Annotated in this window: 23 protein-coding genes and 1 pseudogene; 16 read left to right on the forward strand and 8 right to left on the reverse strand. The window is 65.0% G+C overall.

Annotated features, from left to right (window positions below):
- The first annotated feature begins 54 nt into the window (after nucleotides 1-54).
- Nucleotides 55-600, forward strand: a complete 546-nt coding sequence (locus AC51GR_RS17775) for a GtrA family protein (RefSeq protein WP_496325976.1) — start codon at nucleotides 55-57, stop codon at nucleotides 598-600.
- 13 nt (nucleotides 601-613) lie between these two features.
- Here AC51GR_RS17775 and AC51GR_RS17780 read toward each other — a convergent pair whose 3' ends face one another.
- The 3 genes from AC51GR_RS17780 to AC51GR_RS17790 all read right to left on the reverse strand — a co-directional run bounded on the left by AC51GR_RS17780 (nucleotide 614) and on the right by AC51GR_RS17790 (nucleotide 3,239).
- Nucleotides 614-1,906: a sensor histidine kinase gene (locus AC51GR_RS17780; RefSeq protein ID WP_496325977.1), complete on the reverse strand. Its 1,293-nt coding sequence runs from the start codon at nucleotides 1,904-1,906 to the stop codon at nucleotides 614-616.
- A 27-nt stretch (nucleotides 1,907-1,933) separates the two neighbouring features.
- Complete coding sequence (locus AC51GR_RS17785) at nucleotides 1,934-2,611, reverse strand: response regulator transcription factor (RefSeq protein WP_496325978.1); 678 nt, start codon at nucleotides 2,609-2,611, stop codon at nucleotides 1,934-1,936.
- 76 nt (nucleotides 2,612-2,687) lie between these two features.
- Entirely contained in the window at nucleotides 2,688-3,239 is a 552-nt protein-coding gene (locus AC51GR_RS17790) for a PH domain-containing protein (RefSeq protein ID WP_496325979.1), read from the reverse strand.
- A gap of 166 nt (nucleotides 3,240-3,405) precedes the next feature.
- Here AC51GR_RS17790 and AC51GR_RS17795 point away from each other — a divergent pair, with 166 nt between their 5' ends.
- A complete protein-coding gene (locus AC51GR_RS17795; protein ID WP_496325980.1) occupies nucleotides 3,406-4,026 on the forward strand; it encodes a hypothetical protein in 621 nt (206 codons plus the stop codon).
- Nucleotides 4,027-4,075: 49 nt separating this feature from the next.
- Here the strand turns inward: AC51GR_RS17795 and AC51GR_RS17800 are convergent, their stop codons facing one another.
- Nucleotides 4,076-4,912, reverse strand: a complete 837-nt coding sequence (locus AC51GR_RS17800) for a biotin--[acetyl-CoA-carboxylase] ligase (RefSeq protein WP_496325981.1) — start codon at nucleotides 4,910-4,912, stop codon at nucleotides 4,076-4,078.
- 162 nt (nucleotides 4,913-5,074) lie between these two features.
- Here AC51GR_RS17800 and AC51GR_RS17805 point away from each other — a divergent pair, with 162 nt between their 5' ends.
- The 10 genes from AC51GR_RS17805 (at nucleotide 5,075) to AC51GR_RS17850 (ending at nucleotide 16,020) form a co-directional block, all read left to right on the forward strand.
- Nucleotides 5,075-6,703, forward strand: coding sequence for an acyl-CoA carboxylase subunit beta (locus AC51GR_RS17805; protein ID WP_496325982.1), 1,629 nt, complete (start codon nucleotides 5,075-5,077; stop codon nucleotides 6,701-6,703).
- A complete protein-coding gene (locus AC51GR_RS17810; protein ID WP_496325983.1) occupies nucleotides 6,700-6,948 on the forward strand; it encodes an acyl-CoA carboxylase subunit epsilon in 249 nt (82 codons plus the stop codon). Before AC51GR_RS17805 ends, AC51GR_RS17810 begins: the two co-directional genes overlap by 4 nt.
- A 26-nt stretch (nucleotides 6,949-6,974) precedes the next feature.
- Nucleotides 6,975-7,613, forward strand: a complete 639-nt coding sequence (locus AC51GR_RS17815) for a Maf family protein (RefSeq protein ID WP_496325984.1) — start codon at nucleotides 6,975-6,977, stop codon at nucleotides 7,611-7,613.
- A gap of 298 nt (nucleotides 7,614-7,911) precedes the next feature.
- The gene (locus AC51GR_RS17820; protein ID WP_496325985.1) at nucleotides 7,912-9,372 is read left to right on the forward strand and encodes a condensation domain-containing protein; all 1,461 of its coding nucleotides are present in this window, start codon (nucleotides 7,912-7,914) and stop codon (nucleotides 9,370-9,372) included.
- A complete protein-coding gene (locus tag AC51GR_RS17825; RefSeq protein ID WP_496325986.1) occupies nucleotides 9,353-10,726 on the forward strand; it encodes a condensation domain-containing protein in 1,374 nt (457 codons plus the stop codon). The genes AC51GR_RS17820 and AC51GR_RS17825 overlap by 20 nt, the downstream gene beginning before the upstream one ends.
- A 51-nt stretch (nucleotides 10,727-10,777) precedes the next feature.
- Complete coding sequence (locus AC51GR_RS17830; protein ID WP_496325987.1) at nucleotides 10,778-11,674, forward strand: sulfurtransferase; 897 nt, start codon at nucleotides 10,778-10,780, stop codon at nucleotides 11,672-11,674.
- Complete coding sequence (locus AC51GR_RS17835; protein ID WP_496325988.1) at nucleotides 11,671-12,099, forward strand: SufE family protein; 429 nt, start codon at nucleotides 11,671-11,673, stop codon at nucleotides 12,097-12,099. The genes AC51GR_RS17830 and AC51GR_RS17835 overlap by 4 nt, the downstream gene beginning before the upstream one ends.
- Entirely contained in the window at nucleotides 12,096-13,652 is a 1,557-nt protein-coding gene (locus AC51GR_RS17840; protein ID WP_496325989.1) for a condensation domain-containing protein, read from the forward strand. Before AC51GR_RS17835 ends, AC51GR_RS17840 begins: the two co-directional genes overlap by 4 nt.
- A 225-nt stretch (nucleotides 13,653-13,877) precedes the next feature.
- A complete protein-coding gene (locus AC51GR_RS17845; RefSeq protein ID WP_496325990.1) occupies nucleotides 13,878-15,665 on the forward strand; it encodes an acetyl/propionyl/methylcrotonyl-CoA carboxylase subunit alpha in 1,788 nt (595 codons plus the stop codon).
- Between the two features lie 10 nt (nucleotides 15,666-15,675).
- Nucleotides 15,676-16,020: a hypothetical protein gene (locus tag AC51GR_RS17850; protein WP_496326234.1), complete on the forward strand. Its 345-nt coding sequence runs from the start codon at nucleotides 15,676-15,678 to the stop codon at nucleotides 16,018-16,020.
- Between the two features lie 89 nt (nucleotides 16,021-16,109).
- On the opposite strand, the gene AC51GR_RS17855 is transcribed toward AC51GR_RS17850, so the two are convergent.
- Nucleotides 16,110-16,721: a nucleotidyltransferase family protein gene (locus AC51GR_RS17855; RefSeq protein WP_496326235.1), complete on the reverse strand. Its 612-nt coding sequence runs from the start codon at nucleotides 16,719-16,721 to the stop codon at nucleotides 16,110-16,112.
- A gap of 183 nt (nucleotides 16,722-16,904) precedes the next feature.
- Between AC51GR_RS17855 and uraD the strand changes: the two genes are divergently transcribed.
- The 3 genes from uraD to pucL all read left to right on the forward strand — a co-directional run bounded on the left by uraD (nucleotide 16,905) and on the right by pucL (nucleotide 18,767).
- On the forward strand, nucleotides 16,905-17,444 hold the full coding sequence (uraD, locus tag AC51GR_RS17860) for a 2-oxo-4-hydroxy-4-carboxy-5-ureidoimidazoline decarboxylase (RefSeq protein ID WP_496325991.1): 540 nt from the start codon (nucleotides 16,905-16,907) through the stop codon (nucleotides 17,442-17,444).
- 63 nt (nucleotides 17,445-17,507) lie between these two features.
- Nucleotides 17,508-17,834, forward strand: a complete 327-nt coding sequence (gene uraH, locus AC51GR_RS17865) for a hydroxyisourate hydrolase (RefSeq protein ID WP_496325992.1) — start codon at nucleotides 17,508-17,510, stop codon at nucleotides 17,832-17,834.
- Between the two features lie 24 nt (nucleotides 17,835-17,858).
- Nucleotides 17,859-18,767 carry a factor-independent urate hydroxylase gene (gene pucL / locus AC51GR_RS17870; protein WP_496325993.1) on the forward strand — a complete coding sequence of 303 codons (909 nt, stop codon included), beginning with the start codon at nucleotides 17,859-17,861 and terminating at the stop codon, nucleotides 18,765-18,767.
- Between the two features lie 36 nt (nucleotides 18,768-18,803).
- Here pucL and AC51GR_RS17875 read toward each other — a convergent pair whose 3' ends face one another.
- The 3 genes and pseudogenes from AC51GR_RS17875 to AC51GR_RS17885 form a co-directional block, all read right to left on the reverse strand.
- A complete protein-coding gene (locus AC51GR_RS17875) occupies nucleotides 18,804-20,510 on the reverse strand; it encodes an HNH endonuclease signature motif containing protein (protein ID WP_496325994.1) in 1,707 nt (568 codons plus the stop codon).
- Between the two features lie 205 nt (nucleotides 20,511-20,715).
- A pseudogene (locus tag AC51GR_RS17880) lies at nucleotides 20,716-21,347 on the reverse strand (transposase family protein); the annotation flags it as partial.
- Between the two features lie 153 nt (nucleotides 21,348-21,500).
- Nucleotides 21,501-22,145 (reverse strand): GntR family transcriptional regulator, encoded by a 645-nt coding sequence (locus AC51GR_RS17885; RefSeq protein ID WP_496325995.1) that lies wholly within the window; start codon nucleotides 22,143-22,145, stop codon nucleotides 21,501-21,503.
- Nucleotides 22,146-22,274: 129 nt separating this feature from the next.
- Here AC51GR_RS17885 and AC51GR_RS17890 point away from each other — a divergent pair, with 129 nt between their 5' ends.
- Nucleotides 22,275-23,171: a hydroxymethylglutaryl-CoA lyase gene (locus AC51GR_RS17890; protein ID WP_496325996.1), complete on the forward strand. Its 897-nt coding sequence runs from the start codon at nucleotides 22,275-22,277 to the stop codon at nucleotides 23,169-23,171.
- Nucleotides 23,172-23,190: the final 19 nt, after the last annotated feature.

The raw sequence follows: 23,190 nt of genomic DNA on the forward strand, positions 1-23,190 counted from the left end.
CCATACGCTCGGAGATTCGTTTCGACGGGTGGTTATTTCGTAGACTGCATCCTTGTGTCATTCATCGACGGGCTGCTGTCCCGTACTCCAGCGCCGATCCGAGCGCTGGCGATGCGTCACCACGAGCTGATCAAGTTCGCGATCATCGGCGGATCGATGATGATCCTCGACATGGCGATCTTCTATTCGCTGAGCCTGACCGTCCTGGACACCAAGCCGGTCATCGCCAAGATCATCTCCGGCGTACTGGCCACGATCGTCAGCTACGTCCTGAACCGCGAGTGGGCGTTCAAGAATCGTGGCGGACGCGAAACACACCACGAGGCCATGCTGTTCTTCGCGATCAGTGGCGTCGGTGTCGTGTTACAGGCGGCCCCCCTGTTCGTCGCCAACAACCTCTTCGACATCCGTAGCTCGGTGGACGTCACCAAACTGGTCATCATGGACTTCGTCCTGGGCTACATCATCGGCAACCTGATCCAGATGGCCTTCCGCTTCTGGGCACTGCGCCGCTTCGCCTTCCCCGAATCCGACCTGGATGCGGCCGAATCGGTGACCCCCGGCCTCGAACCGACACCCCGCGAACTCGGCCACAGCTGAACGTTCCCCGGTTTCACCTGGGTTCGGCCCGGCTGCGCGATGCATCCGTACCGTGCTCCCCGATGTCATATCGGGGCACGACGATCGCGAACGTCGGTGGACGGCGATACAGCAGATCGAGCCGGCCGCCGTCGGCCTCGATGAGCGACCTCGCCAGCGACAGTCCGACGCCACTCGAGCCTCCCTCCGAATAGCCCCGCTGGAATACGTGCGGTGCACTCTCGTCGGTCACGCCCGGCCCCTCATCCGACACCGAGATCCGGATCATTCCGCTGCCCGGCAACTCCTGGGTGTCGACGACGGTCCTGCCCTGACCGTGCTGCAGTGCGTTGTCGACGAGCACCGCCAGCGCCTCCCGCAACCGGGTGGGGGTCGCCCGGGCTTCGGCGTGCCCGCTCGTCTGCGCGATCAACTCACGGCCCTCGACCGCGAACGCCTGCTGGAAGTCGGATACCACCAGAGCGACCTGCTTCGAGATGTCGACCGGTTCGAGCATCGCGACCTGTTCGCCGCGGGCCGCGGTGATCAACTCGTCGAGCTCACTGGTCAGTCGTTCCACCTGTGCCAAAGCCGCTTCCGCTTCATGTACGACATCGGTGTCGGGATGGATCGACAACTCCTCGAGCCGTAACCGGATCGCGGTGAGCCGACTACGGAGCTGATGGGACACCTCACCGACGATCCGGCCCTCGCGTTCGAGCCGGGTGATGATCTCCCGGTTCGCGGCGTCGAGTGCAGACGACATCCGGTCGAGCTCCTCGATGTCGTAGTGCCGGCCCTCGGTCCCGTAGTCGCCCTGTGCCATCCGCGCCGCCCGCTTCGCGACGTCTTCGAGTGGATCGGCCAGGCGCCCGGCGGTGACCGCCGCGACCACCATCCCGGCGATCACCGACATCGTCACGACCAGCGACACGACGCCCACGGCAGCCCACTGCCTGCTGCGCACCTGGTTCTGCGGGATCGACAGGGTCAATGACCCGGCCTCGCCCAGGGCGAGCGATTCGGTGGCGGGCTCTTCATCGAACTCGGTGCCGATGCCGACCTCGCGTTGTTCGGTCCCGGTCGGCGTCCTCACCGGATACGTGATCACCAACCGACCCTCGGGCGGGATCAGCAGACGGAACTTCTCCCGGTCCAGACCCCCGGTGATCGTGCCGTCCGAGCCCTCCTGGAGGAGCAGTTCTGTGGAGATGCGTTTGAGCCGATCGTCGAGGTCCTGTTGCGCGGTGTCACCCACCCACCACCACGCAGTGACCATCAGTGGCACGCCGAGGAGCAACCCGATGCCCACGACCATGCCGATCATCGATCGGAGTATGCGACCGCGCACGGTCTAGTCGGGATCGAAGCGGAAGCCGACACCGCGGACGGTGACGATCCGCTTGCGCCGGTTGGGCTGGTCGTCGCCGATCTTTCGCCGTAACCAGGAGATGTGCATGTCGAGCGTCTTGGACGACAACAGATCCGGGGTGCCCCAGACCTCGGTCAGGATCTCCTCCCGGCTGACCACCTCGCCGGCCCGCTCCATCAGATAGCGCAGCAGGTCGAATTCCCGGTTGGCCAGTGTCGTGTCCACGCCGGAGACCTGGACGCGTCGTCCGCGGGCGTCGAGGTGGATGTCACCGGCCTCGAGCACGACATCGGCGGTGTGCTTGCGGCGCAACAACGCCCGGACCCGGGCCAGCAGTTCGGCGAGCCGGAACGGCTTCCCGACGTAGTCGTCTGCCCCTGCATCGAGACCGACGACGAAGTCGACCTCATCGGTGCGGGCGGTGAGCATCAGCACGGCCAGTTGTGGCCGGGTCTGCCGGATGCGGCGGCACACCTCGAGACCATCCATCTCGGGTAGGCCGAGGTCGAGCACCAGCAGCTCGAACCGCCCACTGGCGGCGCGTTCGAGTGCGTCGGTCCCGGTGGTGACAACCTCGCAGCCGTAACCCTCGCGGGTCAGCGCACGCGCCAGCGGCGCGGATATCGCTTCATCGTCTTCGGCGAGCAGAACGTCGGTCACCTGATCAACTTAGGCCCACCGCGCCCGGATGGGCCGTCAACGCTCATGTCCGTGCCCGAAAAGTCGGCGACGACACTCACCGGCGCCCACGGAAGTCGTCGCCGTCGGCGGTGTCGAAGACCTCGTGATAGAGCAGGGAATGGACGCGCTCGACCTGCGGGATGTCGGTGAACTCGAGCGGATCCTCGGAGGCCGACTCGATGATCAGCGTCCCGGTCCGCAAGATCCGGTCGATGATGCCGTGCCGGAACTCGACGGAGTTGATGCGCTGAACCGGGATGTCGATCCCGGATCGGGTCAGGATGCCGTTGCGGTAGGTCACGCGACGGTCGGTGAGCACGAAGTGTGTGGTCCGCCAGCTGATGAACGGACGGACGAAGAACCAGAGCACCACCGCGAGCCACGCCACCGCGAGGATGATGCCCAGGACCGTCTTCGTGGACGAGCTGACATCCGAGGTCGACAGGTATCCGCCCGCCACACCCGCCAGGGCCGTGCCCAGAACGAACACCACGGTCGGCATCAGCAGGCATTTCCAATGCGGGTGATGGTGCAGGACGACGCGCTCACCCTGCGCCAGGATGCTCTCCGGATACCCCATCAACAGGCCTTCCCTCTCGATACGCATGTAAGCCGACGCGCCGGTGCGCCACATCTGGACGTGCCGCAATCAAACCACCCGCCGGCCACACCTGACGCGAGGTGCGAGCTCTGGAAGGGGTTACGGTTGTCGCCTCATCATTGAACACCGCAGGTGTCGGTGATCAGTAGACTCACCTGCAGGGAGGTGCCCGATGTACCCGAATGACCCCAACAACCCACGCACCCGGCGTTACGACCACGGACAGGACCCCGATCCGCAGGCATACAGCCAGGCGTACCCCGAACAGGGCTACCAGCAACCCTACGAGCAGTATCCCGCCGAGCAATACCGGGACGATCAGGCGCCGGTGGCGCGGCCGGCAGCGCCGAAGCGGCGTCCGAAACCCAATCGGCCACAGGTCAATCCGACGATGTTCGTCGGTGGCGTCCTGGCCACCGCCGTGGTCACCGGCCTCGCGGCCTGGCTCGTCGCCTGGATCATCCGGCTCATCATCACGCGGGTGAACGAAACCGGCGCGCTCGGTGTCTGGAATCCGATGGCCAACGACGAATACTGGTTCGCCGTCGTGGCATTCCTCTGCGCGCTCTTCGCGGGCGCGCTCTGGTACGTCCTGCAGCTCGCGACGCCGGCGCCCAACGACTTCTTCAAGTGGATCGTTGGCCTGCTCGTCGTCGCGGCGATCCTGATCCCGCTGCTGCTCTCGCGCGAATGGACCACCGGCATCTCGACCGCGATCGTCCACGCCGTGATCGGGCTGCCGATCATGTTCCTGATCCCCGCGATGGGCACCAAGAGCATGGAACGCCCCTGATCTGATCGCCCCTCCCGCGAGCTCGCCACGAGCTCGCGGGACCGGGGGGTCAGTCGGTGATGCGCAGGTGGGTCACGTCGCCGGCCGAGACCGCGACCCGGTCTCCGTCCGCATCCTGCACGACGACCCGCCCGGTGGTGTCGATCTCGACCGCCACCCCCTCGAGTTGTCTGTCCAGCGGCAATTCCACCCGCACGTGGTGACCGAGCGTGGCACAGCGCTCGCGATAGTCCTGCCGGAGTCCGTCGATGTCGTCCGGCCACTGGCGCAACCGGCGATCCAGGGCGATGAGCACGGCCGCGGCAAGATCCGCTCTGTTCACATCGGCGCCCGCGAGATCGAGCGAGATCGCCGTGGGGACCGGGAGTTCGGCCTCGGTGAGGCTGACGTTGATCCCCATCCCGACGATCGCCACCGCGCCGGACGGCCCGCGGGTCAGTTCGGCGAGGATGCCGCACACCTTCCGTCCGCCGATGCCCTCGGTGGTGCCGCCGGGTGCGGGCAGCAGGACGTCGTTGGGCCATTTGAGCACCGGTTCGAGGTCGGTGACCGCCCCGATGCCCTCGACCACGGCGAGACCGGCCAGCAGCGGCAACCAGCCGAGCGCGGCCGGAGCGTTGCGGCCATCGGCGGCCACCGCCACCGACATCGCCACCTGTGAGCGTGGCGGGCTCACCCACTGCCGGGTGTGGCGACCGCGACCCGCACTCTGGTGTTCGGCGACAATCACCGACCCGGCACAGTCCGACGTTGCGGCCAGTGCCACCAGATCCGCATTGGTCGAACCGGTCTCCTCGACCACGCTCACAGAACTCCATCGGGTCCCGGCCACCGCCTCTCGGAGAGCTGGTTCATCGATCGGGTCACGTCGGACTGCCTGGTTCATGCCATCAGCGTAAGGGTGCTCCGCCAGGCGATACCCGGCGCTCACCCGGCGTTTCGACCACGCCGAAACATCTGTGTTCTGCGGTACCACCTCAAATGTGAGTCAACCCTCAGGTTAGCCCGGCGCGCACCCCCTTCACACAGTGTGGATAGCATCAAGGCCATGACGAGTTCCCCCCAGGACGCGCAAGCGGCGCCGGACATCCACACAACTGCCGGAAAGCTCACTGACCTGCACAATCGCCTGGCCGAGGCAAAGCACCCGGTCGGCGAGGCAGCAGTTGAGAAAACCCACGAGAAGGGCAAGCTCACTGCACGTGAGCGCATCACGCACCTTCTCGATGACGGTTCGTTTGTCGAACTCGATGCCCTGGCACGCCACCGCAGCACCAACTTCGGACTGGGTGATCGCCGTCCGGTCGGCGACGGCGTGGTCACCGGCTACGGCACCATCGACGGCCGCGAGGTCTGCATCTTCAGCCAGGACGTCACCGTCTTCGGCGGCAGCCTCGGCGAGGTCTACGGCGAGAAGATCGTCAAGGTGATGGACCTGGCGATCAAGACCGGCCGCCCGCTGGTCGGCATCAACGAAGGCGCCGGCGCGCGCATCCAGGAAGGCGTTGTCTCCCTGGGTCTGTACGGCGAGATCTTCCACCGCAACGTGCGCGCCTCCGGCGTCATCCCCCAGATCTCGCTGATCATGGGTGCCGCGGCCGGCGGACACGTGTACTCCCCCGCACTCACCGACTTCGTCGTGATGGTCGACAAGACCAGCCAGATGTTCGTCACCGGTCCCGACGTGATCAAGACCGTCACCGGTGAGGACGTCACGATGGAAGACCTCGGTGGCGCCCACACCCACATGGCGAAATCCGGTGTGGCGCACTACGTCGGCACCGACGAAGAGGACGCCCTGGATTACGTCAAGGAACTGTTGGGCTACCTGCCCAGCAACAACCGCGGCGAAGCCCCCCGCCTGCCGGTCGCCGCGCCTGCCGCCGGTTCGATCGAGGACACCCTGACCGATGAGGATCTCGAGCTCGACACCCTCATCCCGGACTCCCCGAACCAGCCGTACGACATGCACGAGGTCATCCGCCGCATCCTCGACGACGACGAATTCCTCGAGGTGCAGGCCGAGCGCGCGATGAACATCATCGTCGGGTTCGGTCGCGTCGACGGACGCAGCGTCGGCATCGTCGCCAACCAGCCGACCCAGTTCGCCGGTTGCCTCGACATCGACGCCTCCGAGAAGGCCGCTCGGTTCGTGCGCACCTGCGACGCGTTCAACGTTCCGATCATCACCCTGGTCGACGTCCCGGGCTTCCTGCCCGGAACCGAACAGGAATACAACGGCATCATCCGTCGCGGCGCCAAGCTCCTCTACGCCTACGGCGAGGCCACGGTCGGCAAGATCACCGTCATCACCCGTAAGGCTTACGGCGGCGCGTACGACGTCATGGGCTCCAAGCACATGGGTGCCGACGTGAACCTGGCGTGGCCGACCGCGCAGATCGCTGTCATGGGCGCTTCGGGCGCGGTGGGCTTCGTCTACCGCGGCAAGCTCAAGGATGCCGCCGCCAACGGCGAGGACGTCGATGCGCTGCGCCTGCAGCTCCAGCAGGAGTACGAGGACACCCTCGTCAATCCGTACGTCGCCGCCGAGCGCGGATACGTCGACGCGGTGATCCCGCCGTCGCACACCCGCGGCCAGATCGCCACCGCGCTCAAGCTCCTCGAGCGCAAGATGGTGAACATGCCGCCGAAGAAGCACGGAAACATCCCCCTATGAGCGAACACACCACACCAGCGGGCGACGAGACCGCCGCTCCCGCAGCACCATTCCTCACCGTGGTCAAGGGCAACCCGACCGACGTCGAGGTCGCCGCCCTGGTCGGCGTGCTCGCCGCGGCAAGCGGATCGGGCGAGCCTGCCGACCCCGGCCCCCGCAATCTCTGGGGATCCCACACCGACCGGCTTCGGCCGGCCGGTGGGTTGGCGCCCAGCGCTTTCCCGAACCTGCGCTGGGACTACTGATCTCCCATGACGCGCGGTGACCGCCGATGACCCGGTTCGTCCTGGCATCGGCGTCACCCGCGCGTCGTAAGATTCTCGACGCCGCCGGGATCAGCCCGGTGGTGTCGGTCTCCGAGGTCGATGAGGACGCGCTGCTCGCAAAAGCGGGCAACGCGTCCTCGCCCTCGGCGATCGTGACGATGCTGGCCCGCGCCAAGGCGCTCGACGTGGTCGGCCGCCTCGACACCGATCTGACTGCGGATTCTGTTCTCATCGGTTGCGATTCCATGTTGCTCCGCGATGGGGCGCTCAGCGGCAAACCACATTCCGCGCAGGTCGCTCGCGCCCAGTGGGCCGACATGCGCGGCACCGTGGCCCAGTTGATCACCGGACATTGTCTGCTGCGGCTGGTCGACGGTGAGATCGCCTCCACCGAAACCGGCAGCGTCACAACCACCATTCGCTTCGGTTCCCCCACCGATGCCCAGATCGACGCGTACGTCGCCACCGGTGAGCCACTGCAGGTCGCCGGGGCATTCACCCTCGACGGTCTCGGTGGCTGGTTCATCGACGGCATCGACGGCGACCCGTCCTCGGTGATCGGGATCAGCCTGCCACTGGTGCGCACCCTGCTCGATCGGGTGGGCGTCAGTGTCACCGACCTGTGGTCCGGGCCGAACATATAACCACCTGCCCCCGTTCACCAGAAACCGGTGGTGCAGTCCCCCAGGTGGTCGATCCTCTGCCGATCGGCTCGTGCAGCAGCCCCGTATCCCCCAGTGGCCCGCCTGCCGTTTGATCTCCGTCGATGCAGTGAACGCCGCCTTGCACTTTCGACGGCTCGAACCGGGTCACCGCCCGCAACGGGTTCGCCGGTTCCTCCCTCCTGTCCGGTGTGGCGCGAAGCGTTGCGGGGTACCCGACCGATTGCGCGGACACTCGGAACGCGAGACAAGTTCCCGGCATGGACAGGAGCTAGAAGCTGTGATCATCACTGCGATGGACTGGTGGACACCCGCCGGGGGCACCCTGCTCGAATGGCATCCGACCGGGGACGCAGCCAGGCTCGCCGGTCAGGCACCGGCGGATGCGGGTCCGGTGTCATTTCTGCAGGAGAACCACGTCCGCGCCGCTCACGCTGTTGCCCGTGCCGGTGATGATCACAAGGCATACCTGGGCTCGGGCACCGAGATCGACGGTGATCTCGATCAGGCCGCGATGACCAGGGCACTGTGCGCCTTCGTCCGCCGGCACGACGGGCTGCGAACCTACTTCGGTACCAACGGGATCGAGGTGACCCGCTACATTGTCGACCCGGCCGCGATCGACTTCGACGTCAGTGTGGCAGGCTCGTTCGGCGAGGAGTCGCAGTTCCGCGAGTACCTGCACGGACGCTTCGGAGCCGAGGCCACCACGACCAACTGGCCGGGGTTCGCGTTCGGCGCGATCAGCAGGCCGGGCAGCTTCACCATCTACTACGGCTGCGACCACGCCCTGACCGACGGCGCATCGATGGCGCTCGCACTCGCCGAGATCGCCGAGCTGTACGACGCCGAGATCCGTTCGGCCGAACCAGCCGGATTCGTATCTGCGCCGACCGGGAGTTTTCTCGACTATACGCGGATGGAAGCCGAAGCAGCACAGTCGTTCACCGCCGATTCGCCGGAGGTGGTGGAGTGGCTCGAGATCTTCGCCGCGCATGACCGGAGGATGCCGGGGTTCCCCCTCGATCTCGGACTCGATCCGGGCGAGACGGCCCAGGTTCGGCCCATCGAACTCGACCTGCTCGATTCGGAAGGTATCGCGCGGTTCGACAACGTCTGCAAGGGCGTCGGCACCACGCTGGTCAGTGGGATCTACGCCGCGGTGGCCATCACCGAATACGAATTGGCCTCTCGGGCGGACTACTTCGGCATCACGGTCCTGAACACCCGCATGCTCGACGATTTCGCGCTGTCCCAGGGCTGGTTCTGCGCCTTCGCGCCGGTGGCGTTCAACGTCTCGGAGTCCGGCTCGTTCACCGACCTCCTGCCGACCGCTCAGGCAGGTTACGCCCGTGCGAAACGCCTTGCCGCAGTGCCGACCCCCGTGGTCCTGGGCGCACTCCTGGCGGCCGGCGCCTCACCCGAAGACGTCGTGAAGAGCCCGAATCTTCTGTCCTACATCGACTTTCGCTGGTTCCCCGGGGCCGGACGACCCGCCTACGACCGCGGCGTCCTCTTCACCGGTGAAGGTCGGACGGCCAATGCGTCGATGTGGTTCAACCGCGACGACTCGCGTCTCTACCTCGGCAGCCAGACACCCGACACCACGGTCGCCCAACTCCAGGTCAAGCGATATCACGAGCACCTGCGGAACGTGATCAACAGCGTGGCCCGCGACGGGGACTACGCTGTACCCGAACGCTGCCCAGAGGAGTCCACGCTTGCACGTCACCACGATTGACCACTACTCCCCCGCACCCGGCGGGTTGATGCGGTGGACGGTGGTCTCCACACACAGCGCGGCGATCAGATCCCCGGTACCCCTCTCGTTCAACCAGCAGTTCCATCTGAGCACCGTCGAAGACGGAAGCGTATGGCTGGCAGCGGCTTTCGATGTGGAAGGACCGATCGACCCGGCCGCACTCGAGCACGCCTACCGACTGCTGATCAGCAGACACGGCACGTTGCACAGCGCCTTCGTCCGTCGTGATGATCACATCGATCGTGAGGTCCACGACCCGGCGCGACTGATCCTGCGGCCGACTCCGACGGTGACGACCTCGACATCCGAGGAATTGCAGGCATTACTACGCGATGCACTCGACACCGCCTGCCATCCCTTCGAGTACCCGGCGTTCTTGCTCGGGGCGATCGACCGGACCGAACGGTCCACGATCATCTGCGGATTCGACCACGTCCACGTCGACGCCTATTCGATGTCGATCATCATCGACGACCTCCATCAGCTCTATCAGGGTTGCCTCGACGACCCCGATGGGTCGGCAGCGGACTCCTTGCCGATGGCCGGCAGTTACGTCGATTTTTGCGCCGCCGAGTCGGAAGCGGCCATCATCGGCCCCCGCGATCCGCGAATGCGCGCCTGGCTGAAGTTCTTCGACGAACACGACAACACCCCGCCTGGCTTCCCCCTCGACCTCGGCCTGCCGAAGGGGCAGGTGGCGCCGCAGGCAGTGGACCTCCGCGAACTGCTCGACGCCGAGGCGACCGCCGAGTTCGAGGCGTTCTGCCGTCGCAACGGCGCAACGGTGTTCGCCGGCGTCCTGGCGGCGATGGCGCGGTGCATCCGCGGACTCGGGGGCGGCCCGCAGATGTCGCTACTCTTCCCACTGCACACCCGCCGCTCCGAACAGTGGCGTGGTGCCGTCGGATGGTTCACCACCAACGCCCCACTGACGGTGGTCGCCACCGACGACTTCGTCGAATCGGTTCAGCGGACGGGTCCGGCTCTGCGTACCGCGGTCAGCCTCGGTGAGGTCCCGGTGCCCCACGTCCTCGCCGCGATGGGCGGTCTGAATCCGCAACGCAACGACATCTTCATGGTGTCGTTTGTCGACTACCGCCCGCTGCCCGGTTCGGCCGCGCACGAGGAGATCAGTGCGCAGCACATCTCCAACGTCACCACGGCCGACGACGCACAGTTCTGGATCTCCCGCACCGACCGGGGGCTCTCGTTGCGCACGCGCTATCCCGGAACACCGGCCGCGCAGGCGGTGATCGGCGAATTCCTCGACGAACTCGGCCGATTCCTGACCGACATCAAACTCCCTGCAACCAGCGCGCGCTGCGGGCACTAGTCTCATGGGGTAAACCAGCCACCCATGCTTGAGTCGATTTGGAGTAATCCCGTGACCGTCGAGACCGACAACAACCCCGGCTTCGCCGAGTACGTACACCCGGAGCGCCTGGTGAGCACCGAATGGCTCAGCGCTCACCTGGGGACCGATGGCCTGAAGATCATCGAGTCAGACGAAGATGTGTTGCTGTTCGACATCGGGCACATCCCGACCGCACAGAAGGTCGATTGGCACCTTCATCTCAACGACCCCGTGATCCGCGACTACATTTCTGGTGAGCAGTTCGCAGAACTGATGCGCAGCAAGGGTATTCGTCGCGACGACACCGTCGTCATCTACGGCGACAAGAGCAACTGGTGGGCTGCCTACGCGCTCTGGGTGTTCACCCTCTTCGGTCACGAAGACGTCCGACTGCTCGACGGCGGCCGCGACGCCTGGTTCGCCGAGGACCGCGACATCACCTTCGATGTGCCCGCCTACCCCGAATCCGATTACCCGGTCGTGACCCGCGACGACTCGGTCATCCGAGCATTCGCCGCGCAGGTCCACGGAGTCATCGGCACCGAACCCCTGATCGATGTCCGGTCGCCGCAGGAGTACACCGGCGAGCGCACCCATATGCCCGAGTACCCGCAGGAAGGTGCACTTCGCGGAGGTCACATCCCCACCGCGGTGTCGATCCCGTGGGCCAAGGCCGCCGCTCCCGACGGCCGGTTCAGGTCCCGTGCCGAACTCGACAAGATCTACGCAGACCTCGACGCCGACGACCCCACGGTCGTCTACTGCCGCATCGGTGAGCGGTCGTCGCACACCTGGTTCGTGCTCACCCATCTACTCGGATTCACCAAGGTCCGGAATTACGACGGATCGTGGACCGAATGGGGCAACGCCGTTCGCGCTCCCATCGTGACCGGCGACGAACCGGGCACCCAAAGCGGCCAGAGATGACCGCGGCGCTCGACGAAATCGTCGAGGATTTCGCCGCCCTGTCGGATTCCGAGAAGATCCAGCTCCTTCTCGAGTTCTCTGACGAGCTTCCCGAACTGCCCGAGCACCTCGCCGAGGCGGCGATGGAACCGGTTCCCGAATGCCAGTCCCCGCTGTTCCTCTCGGTCGACAACAGCGACCCGGATTCGGTGAGGCTGTTCTTCAGCGCGCCGCCGCAGGCACCGACCACCCGCGGTTTCGCGTCGATCCTGTATCAGGGGCTCAACGGCGCCAGCTCGGAGGAGATCCTCGCGATCCCGGTCGACTTCTACACGCGGCTCGGGCTCGACTCGGCCATCAGTCCGCTGCGATTGCGCGGGATGTCCGCCATGCTCACCCGGATCAAGGCACATCTGAGACCTCCCGCCCGCTCCATGGGGTCATGAAGTTCATCCAGATGATGGACCAGCCCGTCGAACCGGGCGGGCTGGTCGAATGGAGCCCTTACACCGAGGGCGGAATGGTGCACTGGACAGAGGATTCGCGTCCTACCTCGCACAATCATGAACTCCATCTGCGCGGCGCGTTCGAGCATCGGCTCCGGACCCACCGGGAAGGTGGCCGCGAGTCCTGGCTGGGACTGGCGATCGAGTTCGACGAACCGCTCTCGATTCCGGCCATCCGCGCCGCCCTGACGATGTGGATCGACCGGCACGAGGTCCTGCGCAGTCATGTGGTGATCTGGAGCGACCACCTGTCCCGGCTGACCACCGGACCGGGCACGGTCAAGCTCAAGATGGGCCGGGTGGGCTGGTACTCCGAAGCAGCCCCCTTGCTCGACCAGCTCGCCGGCACATTCGACCGGGCCACCGCACCGCTGCAGTGGCCCGCCTACATTTTCGCCACCGTTGCCCGGGAGAAGTCGTTCACGCTGTTGTTCGCCGCGGACCATTCACTGGTCGACGGCTATTCGCTGATCATGGCGCAGCACGAACTGATCGCGCTCTACTCGGCCGCGCGGCGCCGGACCGATCATGCGTTGCCGGTGGTGGGTTCCTACGTCGACTTCAGCGCCTATCAGCGGCGTGAGGCCGACGCCGCCGGCGTCGATCACGAAGCCGTCGCGGTCTGGGCCGACTTCCTCCGTGACACCGGCGGCAAGCTGCCTTCCTTCGAATTGGCCGACGACCCCGAGTACTCCGACGGCTCAGATGAGACCGGTGCGACGCATCCGCTCTCGGACCTGGTGCCGCAGGGCTCACTGACCGGCGCCCTGCTCGATGACGAGCAGACGAACCGGTTCACCGCGGTGTGTTCGGCGGCCGGTGGCTCGTTGATGTCCGGTGTGCTCGCGGCACTGGCCGCGGTCTATGCAGAACTCGGAGGCGGCCCGGTCCTGCGCTGTGTGATTCCCCGCCATACCCGCGGCGATCAACAGTGGTTCGGCGCGCTGGGCTGGTTCGTGGCAACCGTCCCCTTCCGACTCGACACGTCCGGGGTCTCCGACTTCGGGCAGCTGATCGGGCGGGCCTCCGAGGAGATGCGGCGCGTCCGCAAAGCGGCCAATCTCCCGTTCCTCCGGGTCGGCGAGATCCTCATGGAGGTGAAGCGAGACGAAGCGCAGCGGAGCTCGACCCGTACAGGAGACGAAGCGCAGCGGAGCTCGATACCGTCTGAAAGCCAGGTGTCGCCGGCGGCCGGTGCGGACTTTCCCGAGCCGAAGTTCGTGGTGTCGTTCATCGATCTGCGTTTCGCGCCCGGCCACGCCGAGGCCGATGCCGGTCGGGCACGAGTTCTGCGGAGCCACAACTATTCCAGCGACGAGGTGTACATCTGGATCAACCGGACGGCCTCTGGTCTGCGTATCTCGGCCCGGTTCCCGTCGCAGGGCCGGACCCATAACCAGGTCGGTCGTTATCTGTCCCGGTTCGGTGACTTTCTCAAGCAGATCGGTGATCAGAGCACATTCGGATCCTTACCCGCGAGTAGGGAAACGTGACCGAACAACCGCCTTCTCGGTTACTCACGAGTAGCTAAAGCGGACCGAACGAGCGATCCGTGGGTTGGAGTCGAGACAGATCCAAGAGGTGCTTAGACTCCTCTGGAGTGCTGTCGTCCATCCACAGATGGACCAGTGCGCCACACCACAAGACGTCGATATCCAACATCGATATCCAACACAGTGTCACCAACGCGCAGACATCAGCGCCCGACAGGAGATCCAGTGCCAAGTCACGCCAGCACAGCACTCACGAAAGTCCTCATCGCCAACCGCGGTGAAATTGCGGTCCGCGTCATCCGCGCCGCGAAAGACGCCGGACTGACCAGCGTCGCGGTGTACGCAGAACCCGATGCGGATGCTCTCTTCGTGAAGCTTGCCGACGAGGCGTTCGCCCTCGGTGGACAGACATCGGCCGAGTCCTACCTCGTGTTCGACAAGATCCTCGACGCCGCTGCCAAGTCCGGCGCCGACGCGATCCACCCCGGGTACGGATTCCTTTCCGAAAACGCCGAGTTCGCCCAGGCCGTCATCGACGCCGGGCTCACCTGGATCGGCCCCTCGCCGCAGTCCATCCGCGACCTCGGCGACAAGGTCACCGCGCGCCACATCGCGTTGAAGGCCGACGCGCCGATGGCACCGGGCACCAAGGATCCGGTCAAGAATGCCGACGAGATCGTCGCCTTCGCCGAGGAACACGGCGTGCCCGTGGCCATCAAGGCCGCATTCGGCGGCGGCGGCCGTGGCATGAAGGTCGCCTACACGATCGAAGAGATCCCCGAACTGTTCGACTCGGCCACCCGTGAGGCCATCTCGGCCTTCGGTCGCGGCGAGTGCTTCGTCGAGCGCTACCTCGACAAGGCCCGCCACGTCGAGGCCCAGGTCATCGCCGACCAGCACGGCAACGTCATCGTCGCCGGCACCCGCGACTGCTCGCTGCAGCGCCGCTTCCAGAAACTGGTCGAAGAAGCACCGGCCCCGTTCCTGACCGCCGAGCAGCGCGAACGCATCCATTCCTCCGCCAAGGCCATCTGCAAGGAGGCCGGCTACTACGGCGCCGGCACCGTGGAGTTCCTGGTCAGCAACGACGGACTGGTCTCGTTCCTCGAGGTCAACACCCGCCTGCAGGTCGAGCATCCGGTCACCGAGGAGACCGCGGGCATCGACCTCGTGCGCCAGCAGTTCCGGATCGCCGCCGGCGAGAAGCTCGAGTTCACCGAGGATCCCACACCGCGTGGGCATTCGTTCGAGTTCCGCATCAACGGTGAGGACGCCGGTCGCGGCTTCCTGCCCGCCCCCGGACCGATCAGCGTCTACAAGGAGCCGACCGGCCCCGGCGTGCGCGTCGACTCCGGTGTGGTCGAAGGCGACGTCATCGGCGGACAGTTCGACTCCATGCTGGCCAAGCTGATCGTCACCGGCGAGAACCGCGAGCAGGCACTGGAGCGGTCACGTCGCGCACTGGCCGAGTTCCAGGTAGAGGGTCTGGCCACCGTGCTGCCGTTCCATCGCCACATCGTGTCCAACCCCGCGTTCATCGGCGACGGCCAGGGCTTCGACATCTACACCAAGTGGATCGAAACCGACTGGGACAACCAGATCGAACCCTACGCCGGCGCACAGCCGATCGAAGAGGACGAGACCGAGCCCCGCAAGACGGTTGTCGTCGAGGTCGGTGGACGCCGCCTCGAGGTCTCCCTGCCCGGCGATCTGGCCATCGGCAACGGTGGTGGCAACGGCGCGGTCAAGAAGAAGCCGAAGTCGCGTACCCGTGCCAAGGGTGGCGCTTCTGCCGCCTCAGGTGATTCCGTCACCGCTCCGATGCAGGGCACCGTGGTCAAGGTGGCTGTCGTCGAAGGTCAGGAAGTCGCGGCCGGTGAACTGGTCGTCGTGCTCGAGGCCATGAAGATGGAAAACCCCGTCACCGCCCACAAGGACGGCGTCGTCACCGGCCTGAGCATCGAAGCCGGCGCAGCCGTCACGCAGGGCACCGTCCTGTTCGAGCTCAAGTAGGACCGCAGCCATCGAAGCGGTCGAGATCAACGCGGGCGCGTGGTATCTGCGCGCGTACCGCGATGACGAGCGGGTGTCGGACCGGCCGGCGTTGGCGCTGGCCGGTATCACCGACCCCGACTACGTCCGATCGTGTGAAAAGGGCTGGGCCGACGAAACGCGGTTCACCTGGGCGGTCTGCGAGCCGACCACCGGCGAGATGCTCGCCGAGGTCGCGCTCGAACCCACCGGCGACACGTACTTCGCGACGCTGACCGGATTCGCCCGAGACGGCTTCGAGGTACCGCTCGAAGCCGCCAAGGTCGTGGTCCGCCGCTTCGGTGAAGGCGCCCTCGGGTTCACCATCCGGGGCTGAGGCTCTCTGAAACCACATGTTCCGGTCATCTCCCCGAGTTGCAGCGCAACCGGGAAGGACCGGAACATGTGGTTTTTGTTTTTCTGGAATCAGAGGTCCGGGTAGTCGTGGTCCGGGTGGTCGTGGTCCGGGTAGTCGTGGTCCAGGCCGGTGCCGAGGTCGCCGCAGTCGACGTCGATCACGTCGTCCCGGGTGGCGAGGTACCGTCCGGCGCCACGATCGCCGGAGAGGGAATCGAGCACGGCCTCGAGGTGGTCGGCACCGATGTACACCGGGTGTCCGGCCTTCCCGGCGTGAGTTGCCCGCGCGAGCGAGGCCGGAGTCGGACCTGCCGCCGCCAACAGTCTGGCGACCTGCCCCGCGGTGACATCCGGGATGTCAACAACATGTAAAACCACGCCGGTCAAACCTCTGCGGTCACCGGCCCGAATCAGGCCTGCGCGCACCGATTCGCTCAGCCCGGCCTGCCATCGCGGCACCCGTACCTCCCGGGCCGGTACCGGCAGGTCTGGCTCGGCAGCACCCACGGTCACCAGCACTTCCGAGCACCCGCCATCAGCCAGCGCGCGAACGCCGCAGCGAAGCCATTCCCCTTCTGCGGCAAGTATTTTCGGTCCCCCGTATCGAGTTCCCGCACCGGCCGCCAGCAGCACACCGACCACTACCGGCACCTCGGTTCGCTCGTCGTCACCGACTCCCACGCGACTCACCGCCAACCCCTCATCAGTCCGCCGATGCGACAAGAACTGTCGCCGACCCATCACACACGATGACGCCCTCGCACCACCACCGTCCCGCGCATACCGAACTCATCACCGCGCTCGTGCCGTCGGTCTGCGGCAGAATGGTACTTCGCACGGGCTTCGAGACGAGGGGATCAGAACTTGCTACGAGTTGACTGGCGGGGCCTGGAGAGCTTCAACGGTTTGCGGCAGAGTCAGGCGATTCACGCCCTGTACCAATGTTGTACGTCCACGATCTGGGCGCTCCGGGTGGCTGCCGGGCGTCCCTATGCCGATGAAGAGGCGCTGTTCGCCCGCGCCGACATGATCACGGCCGAACTCACCGAAGCCGACCTCGATGAGGCCCTCGAAGGGCATCCCCGGATCGGCGACAAACCTGACAATGCCTCCTCGGCCAGTGAGCAGTCCGGTGTCGTGGGCGCGGACACGGAGATCCTCGATGAACTCAGGCAGCGCAATGCCGAGTACGAGGCCAAGTTCGGACACGTCTATCTGGTTTTCGCCAACGGCCGGCCGGCCGGAGAACTGTTGGCAATCCTCAAAGAACGGATGAGCAACAGCCCGGAGACCGAGCGGCGCGTGATGCGGACCGAGCTGTCGAAGATCAATCGGCGGCGCCTGACTGCCATGCTGGAACCGGCGGTGCGATATGCCTCCGAGGAAGATGCGTACACCTCGTGATCAGAATCACGACACCGATGAGTTGGGAGTGATCTGGAGTATGCGGACGATCGAAGTGACAAGGTGAGCAGCTTGAGTACCCACGTGCTCGACGCGGTCACGGGACTGCCGGCAGCCGACGTGGAAGTCACACTCAGCACATCCGACGGAGTCAAGATAGCGTCTGGAACAACCGATTCCGATGGCCGGATACAGTCGATCGGCGACGATGACCTCGTCGCAGGCACGTACCGACTGACCTTCGACACCGGAACATGGTTTGCCGCCCGGCACATTGAGCATTTCTACCCGGAGGTGTCGATCGCTTTCGCGGTGACCGACACCTCGCGGCACTACCATGTGCCGTTGCTGCTCAGCCCTTTTGCCTACTCCACCTATCGGGGTAGCTGATCCGAAAGTGAGTGACACAGACCCATGGGCATCATCCTTGGCGAAAACCAATACGGAAAAGCCGAGAACCGGGTTGTTCGGATCTATCGGGATTCGCCCCGCCACGAGATCAAGGACATCAACGTAGGGACCTCGCTGCGCGGTGATTTCGCGGCCGCCCACACCGACGGTGACCAGCGGACGGTGTTGCCCACCGATACCCAGAAGCAGACCGCTTACGCGTACGCGAAGGAAAAAGGCATCGAGAGCATCGAGAAGTACGCTCTCGCACTCGCCCACCGATTCGTCGACAACACCGAACCGGTGATCGGCGCGCGGATCGAGGTCGAGGAATACAGCTGGGAGCGGGCAGTTGTCAACGGTGTCGAACACGATCACACCTGGGTCCGTAACGGACAGGAGGTCCGCACCGCGGACATCACCGTCGAAGGCAAGGGCGATGATCAAAAGACCTGGGTCATCGGCGGTTTGAAGGATCTCGTGGTCCTCAAGTCGACCGGCTCGGAGTTCCACGACTTCCTCGAGGACGAGTACACCGTGCTGGAGCCGACCAACGACCGGGTGATGTCGACCTCCCTTGTCGCCAAGTGGCGCTTCACCACCACCGACGTCGACTGGGAGGCGGTGTATCCGGCGATCAGGCAGATCATCATCGAGAAGTTCGCCACGGTGCATTCATTGGCCCTGCAGCAGACACTGTTCCAGATCGGCAAAGGGATTCTGGAGGCCTTCGACTACATCGCCGAGGTGAAGTTGTCGGCGCCGAACATCCACCATTTTGTCTACGACCTCTCCAAGTTCGGCCTCGAGAACAACAACGAGGTGTTCAACGCCGACGACCGGCCCTACGGCCTGATCCAGGCGACGGTCACCCGCGACGACGCACCTGACGCCGGCCCGTCCTGGACACCCCAGCGCACCTGGCTCGCCTAGTCACGTCGATCACAAGCCCGTTCCCCGGGATCGAAATCAGTAGGTCGGTGGCGGTTCGTTCCTTCCTCGTTCTTCGCGGCGTTCCCGGTTGAGTTGCTCTGCCAGTTCGCGCTGCCGTCGGTTGGCGATTCGTTCTTGTTGCCGGCGTGCGTGTTTGGCAGCGGTGCGCGACTGCGATCTTGGCGGTGCTATCGGCGGTTGTGGCCGGCTTGGTGAGCCGCGTTGGTTGTCGAAGGCTATCAACCTCAACGTCGGAAAGAGATCGTCGCCGGTCCATCCCGGACCGTGATAGTGCCGGCGTTCGGGGGTGGTGAAGATCAGCCGGGTCCGTCCCGTGCTCGGGTCGGGGTACTGGTCATCGAGCCAGTCACTATAGGTCTTGAGCAGATGGTGAAAACGGCACAGTGTCTTCATCTCTGATGGATGGGTGCAGCCACCGGCGTCGGGGTCTTTGTGGTTGTACTCGCAGGTGTGGTCCAGATCGGCGCCCCAGGCTTTGTGTTCACAGCCCGGCCACATGCAGTACACATCCCGGATCCGGAGGAAACTGTCGAGCACAGCTGACGGCCGGTACTGGTCACCGGGTTGGGTGGCCGGCAGCGGAATCACCTGCGGGAACGGCGCCGCGACGATCGCGTTGTCGTTGCTGCCGGCGGGAAGGTTTTCGGCAGGTGGGTTCTGCGGTCCACGCATGTACACGGTCGGCCGCTTCGGCTTCGGCGTCTCCGGCTCGGGCTGCGCCGGAGCCGGCGCAGGTTTGTTGCCCATCGGTCGCTGCACGGTTTTCGGGTGGGCAGCGATGTCGCGAACGTGATCGCCGGAAATCACGCCGTGTCCGTCCATGAAGCCCGGATTGTCGGCGGTGCCCTCGAGGGTGGCTTGGTCGGCGATCACGTGCAGCACGATCTTCACATCCACCCCTGAAACGACCTGGCTCGCAGGCATGGTGACGATCTCGGCGGTGCAGGGATGTTTCGGATCGTTCGGGCATTCGCAGCGGAACTCACGGCCCATCACGGTGGCGAACAACGCATCGGCCATCCGATCAGCCTTTTTCCGCGGATCGGCCTTACACGTGGCCATCGCCAGTTTTTCCAGCCGCGCCATGATCAACGTCAATTCCTCGGCCGTGGAATGCGCGTCCAAAACCGCCATGCCGTGTTCGGTGTTGTTGGCCCACACCCCACGATTGTTTTTCGCATCCTCCCGGTTCTTCCGGACCAGATCCGGGTCCCGGCGGAAGATGATGGCATCGACCATGTCTCGCATCCGGCCCTTCGACCACGACCCCCGCCGACCCAGCGCCTCGGCGATCCCCCGATCGATATCGGCCATATGGGCTGAGCCCTCGATCAACTCGGTGCGGGCGATGATGTCAGGAATATGGTGCGCGGCGATGCGCCCGGCTTTCAACAGCGCATTGACCGCAGGCAGTCGATCGCGCAGCGCCACCCCACGGTTGATCTGCAACTCCGCAGTCCGCTGCGTCAGGCCCTGTGCGGCAGACAATCTCGCCGCACACTGCGCGAACGGATCAAGCGCCCGCAGCTCCGCCTCGGTCCCGGCGGTCGGCTCAACGAGATGTCGGTGCAGCATTGCCGCAGCGGCATAACGTTCCCACTCCATCCGCGACTGCTGGACCATCGCGAGCTCGGTGTTACGCAACAACTCATTGACACCCAGCGACTCGACAGGACCGATTTCATCGTCCCCACCTGCATCTTCGATCTCCCCCTCGAACATACATTTGAGTCTAGACCGGGGGTACGACAGACAATTTGTGAAGTCACAGGGACATCGGAGACAGTTCCGCGCCGGGACATTGGTGACAGGTATTGTGTCGGGACATCGGTCACAGTTCACCGGGTTTCGAGTTGCAAGCCGCTGGATTTTCCGTTGCCGACGTATCTCACGCCTGGGTCGGGTTGGGTGTGTTCGATGAGAACATCGCCAACGAGGAGCCGAGATTTCCGCCTCGTGATGGATTGAGGGCAATTCCGTGGCGATGGCGGCCTTCTCGGTTTCGCTTCACGCCACATGGGAGGCTAATGCGAAGCCGGATTGGCCACCGATGAATTGAAAGATCACGCATGAACGGCCGCCGTGAGGACGTATTCGGTGGCATCGAGTTGCAAGCATGCGTTCGGCGCTGGATAGACAAACCGCCGCCACGCAGCCCTGCGCTTTTCTTGGACTCGAGGCGAGCAACGCCGGCCTCGCGGAAGATCCGCGCCAGCGATGCCGTGGCCGGAACCTGGTCCAATCCCATCGCGCGGATCTTGTCGCACACTGATCGGTCCGCGATCTAGGCCTGAGGACTCCAACGCCGCCCGCACCCCCAGTGCCTGTTCCTTAACCGCGTCGACGATCTGGTGCGGGCGGGTCCTTGGGCGACGGGAGCGCGGTTCCAACGCTGCCGCCTGTCCTTCAGTGATGGTGCGAGCACGTATGGCGTAGAACGTTTTCCGACTCAGGCCGCGCTCAGGGCAGAATGGGGCCACCGCCCACGTGGTGCATCAGGGGGCCGTTGCGTGATTACAAGACGAATCGGGGATCTATTGGTTCATTCCTCGGCACCAACCCAGTCGATCCGTCGGCACCAGACCTCGGTTACTCGGGGGGCAAGTGTCACCACCAACACCACCAGAAGTGTTACCGATGTCCTGAGACAGAACTGTCACCGATGTCCTGAGACTTAACAGGTACGACAGGCGATTCTGGCGCGTGACGCGGCTACCCGGCTTCGGCCGACAGTTCTCGCACCAGAACAGCTTTGGCTGCTCGAACGTGGGCTCGCATCACCGATTCGGCCCACAGCGAATCGTGAGCGCGCAGGGCGGCGACGAGGTCGCGGTGATGAGCAAAGCTGCGGCTCAATTCGTCCGGATCGTAACGCTGGAACGTGCGCATCACCAGCGCGACCTGGATGACGTTGCCCAACATCGTGGTCAACCGGGAGCTCGCGGCGGCAATCCGGACGATCTCATGGAACTCGTCGTTGTATTGAGCGACCAACTCGACGTGTTTGTCGGCAAGCGCGGTGTCCATCAGATTGCACAACTCGGCCAGCCGCGCCAGGTCCTCGGTCCCGATCCTCTCGGCGGCCCGGGATGCGGCCATTGCCTCCAGCACCATCCGCAGGTCGTAGATCTCCTCGACATCGTCGACAGTCCAGTCATAGACCCGGGCGCCGCGATGCGGCAGAACCTCGACCAGGCCCTCCATCTCGAGTTGCCGCAGCGCCTCCCTGACCGGCGTCCGGCTGGCCCCGGTCACATCCGCGATCTCGACCTCGCCCAACCGCGCACCAGGACGATACCTTCCGTCGAAGATGCCTTCCCGGATATGCGCGTACACCTTGTCGACCGCTCGGGTCACGTGAGCCCTCCCTCAATTGTTGTTCACAATCTAGGCGGACTACGACCGTTTGTCTCCCCTCCTGCCCCCGGCGACGCTGTTGCGCATCAGCCGGGTGCATACAAAGGCAGTTCCGTGCACTATGGGTGGATGGAAACGGTGCAGTTGGTCGAGGTCAGTCCCCGCGATGGTCTCCAAAACGAGAAGACTGTGTTGTCGGTTGACACAAAAGTCGAACTGATCACACGGAGCATCGCGGCCGGAGTCAAACGCGTCGAGGCCGTCAGCTTCGTCAACCCCGCACGGGTCCCGCAGATGGCCGGCGCCGAAGAAGTGATGGCCCAGGTCCCACGTGTCGACGGGGTCTCGTACATCGGATTGGTGCTCAACCGCCGGGGTCTCGATCGCGCGCTCACCACCGGCGTCGACGAGGTCAACGTGGTGGTGGTCGCGACCGACGAATTCAGCACCAGGAATCAGGGTTGCACTGTTGCAGAGGGCATTTCGGCCTGGAGTGAGATTGCGACGGAGGCAAAGGCGGCGGGCGTGCGTACGACTGTGACCATCGCGACCGCGTTCGGTTGCCCCTTCTCCGGCAACGTGGACCCTGCCTGGATCACCGAGCTGATCGCCCGAGTCGCAGAGGCCGGACCGGATGAGATCGCCCTGGCCGACACGATCGGTGTCGGGGTGCCCGCTCAGGTCCGCGCACTGGCCGCCGGAGCTGCCCGCACCGCACCGGATGTGCCGCTGCGCTGGCACTTTCACAACACCCGAAACACCGGCTACGCAAACGCATCGACCGCACTCGATCTCGGTGCGGTAGCGCTCGACGCCAGCATCGGCGGCTTCGGTGGTTGCCCGTTCGCACCGGCCGCGACGGGCAACATCGCATCGGAAGACCTCATCTATGCCCTCGACCGATCGGGTGTCGCGACCGGCGTCAAGCTCGAATCACTGGCCGAGACAGCCGTATGGCTCGGCAAACAGCTCTCGAAGGACGTACCCGGACAGCTCAGCCGGGCGGGTAACTTCCCGCCGGCTTGAGTGTTCGTCAAGACTCGCC

The organism is Williamsia sp. z71 (assembly GCF_059553375.1).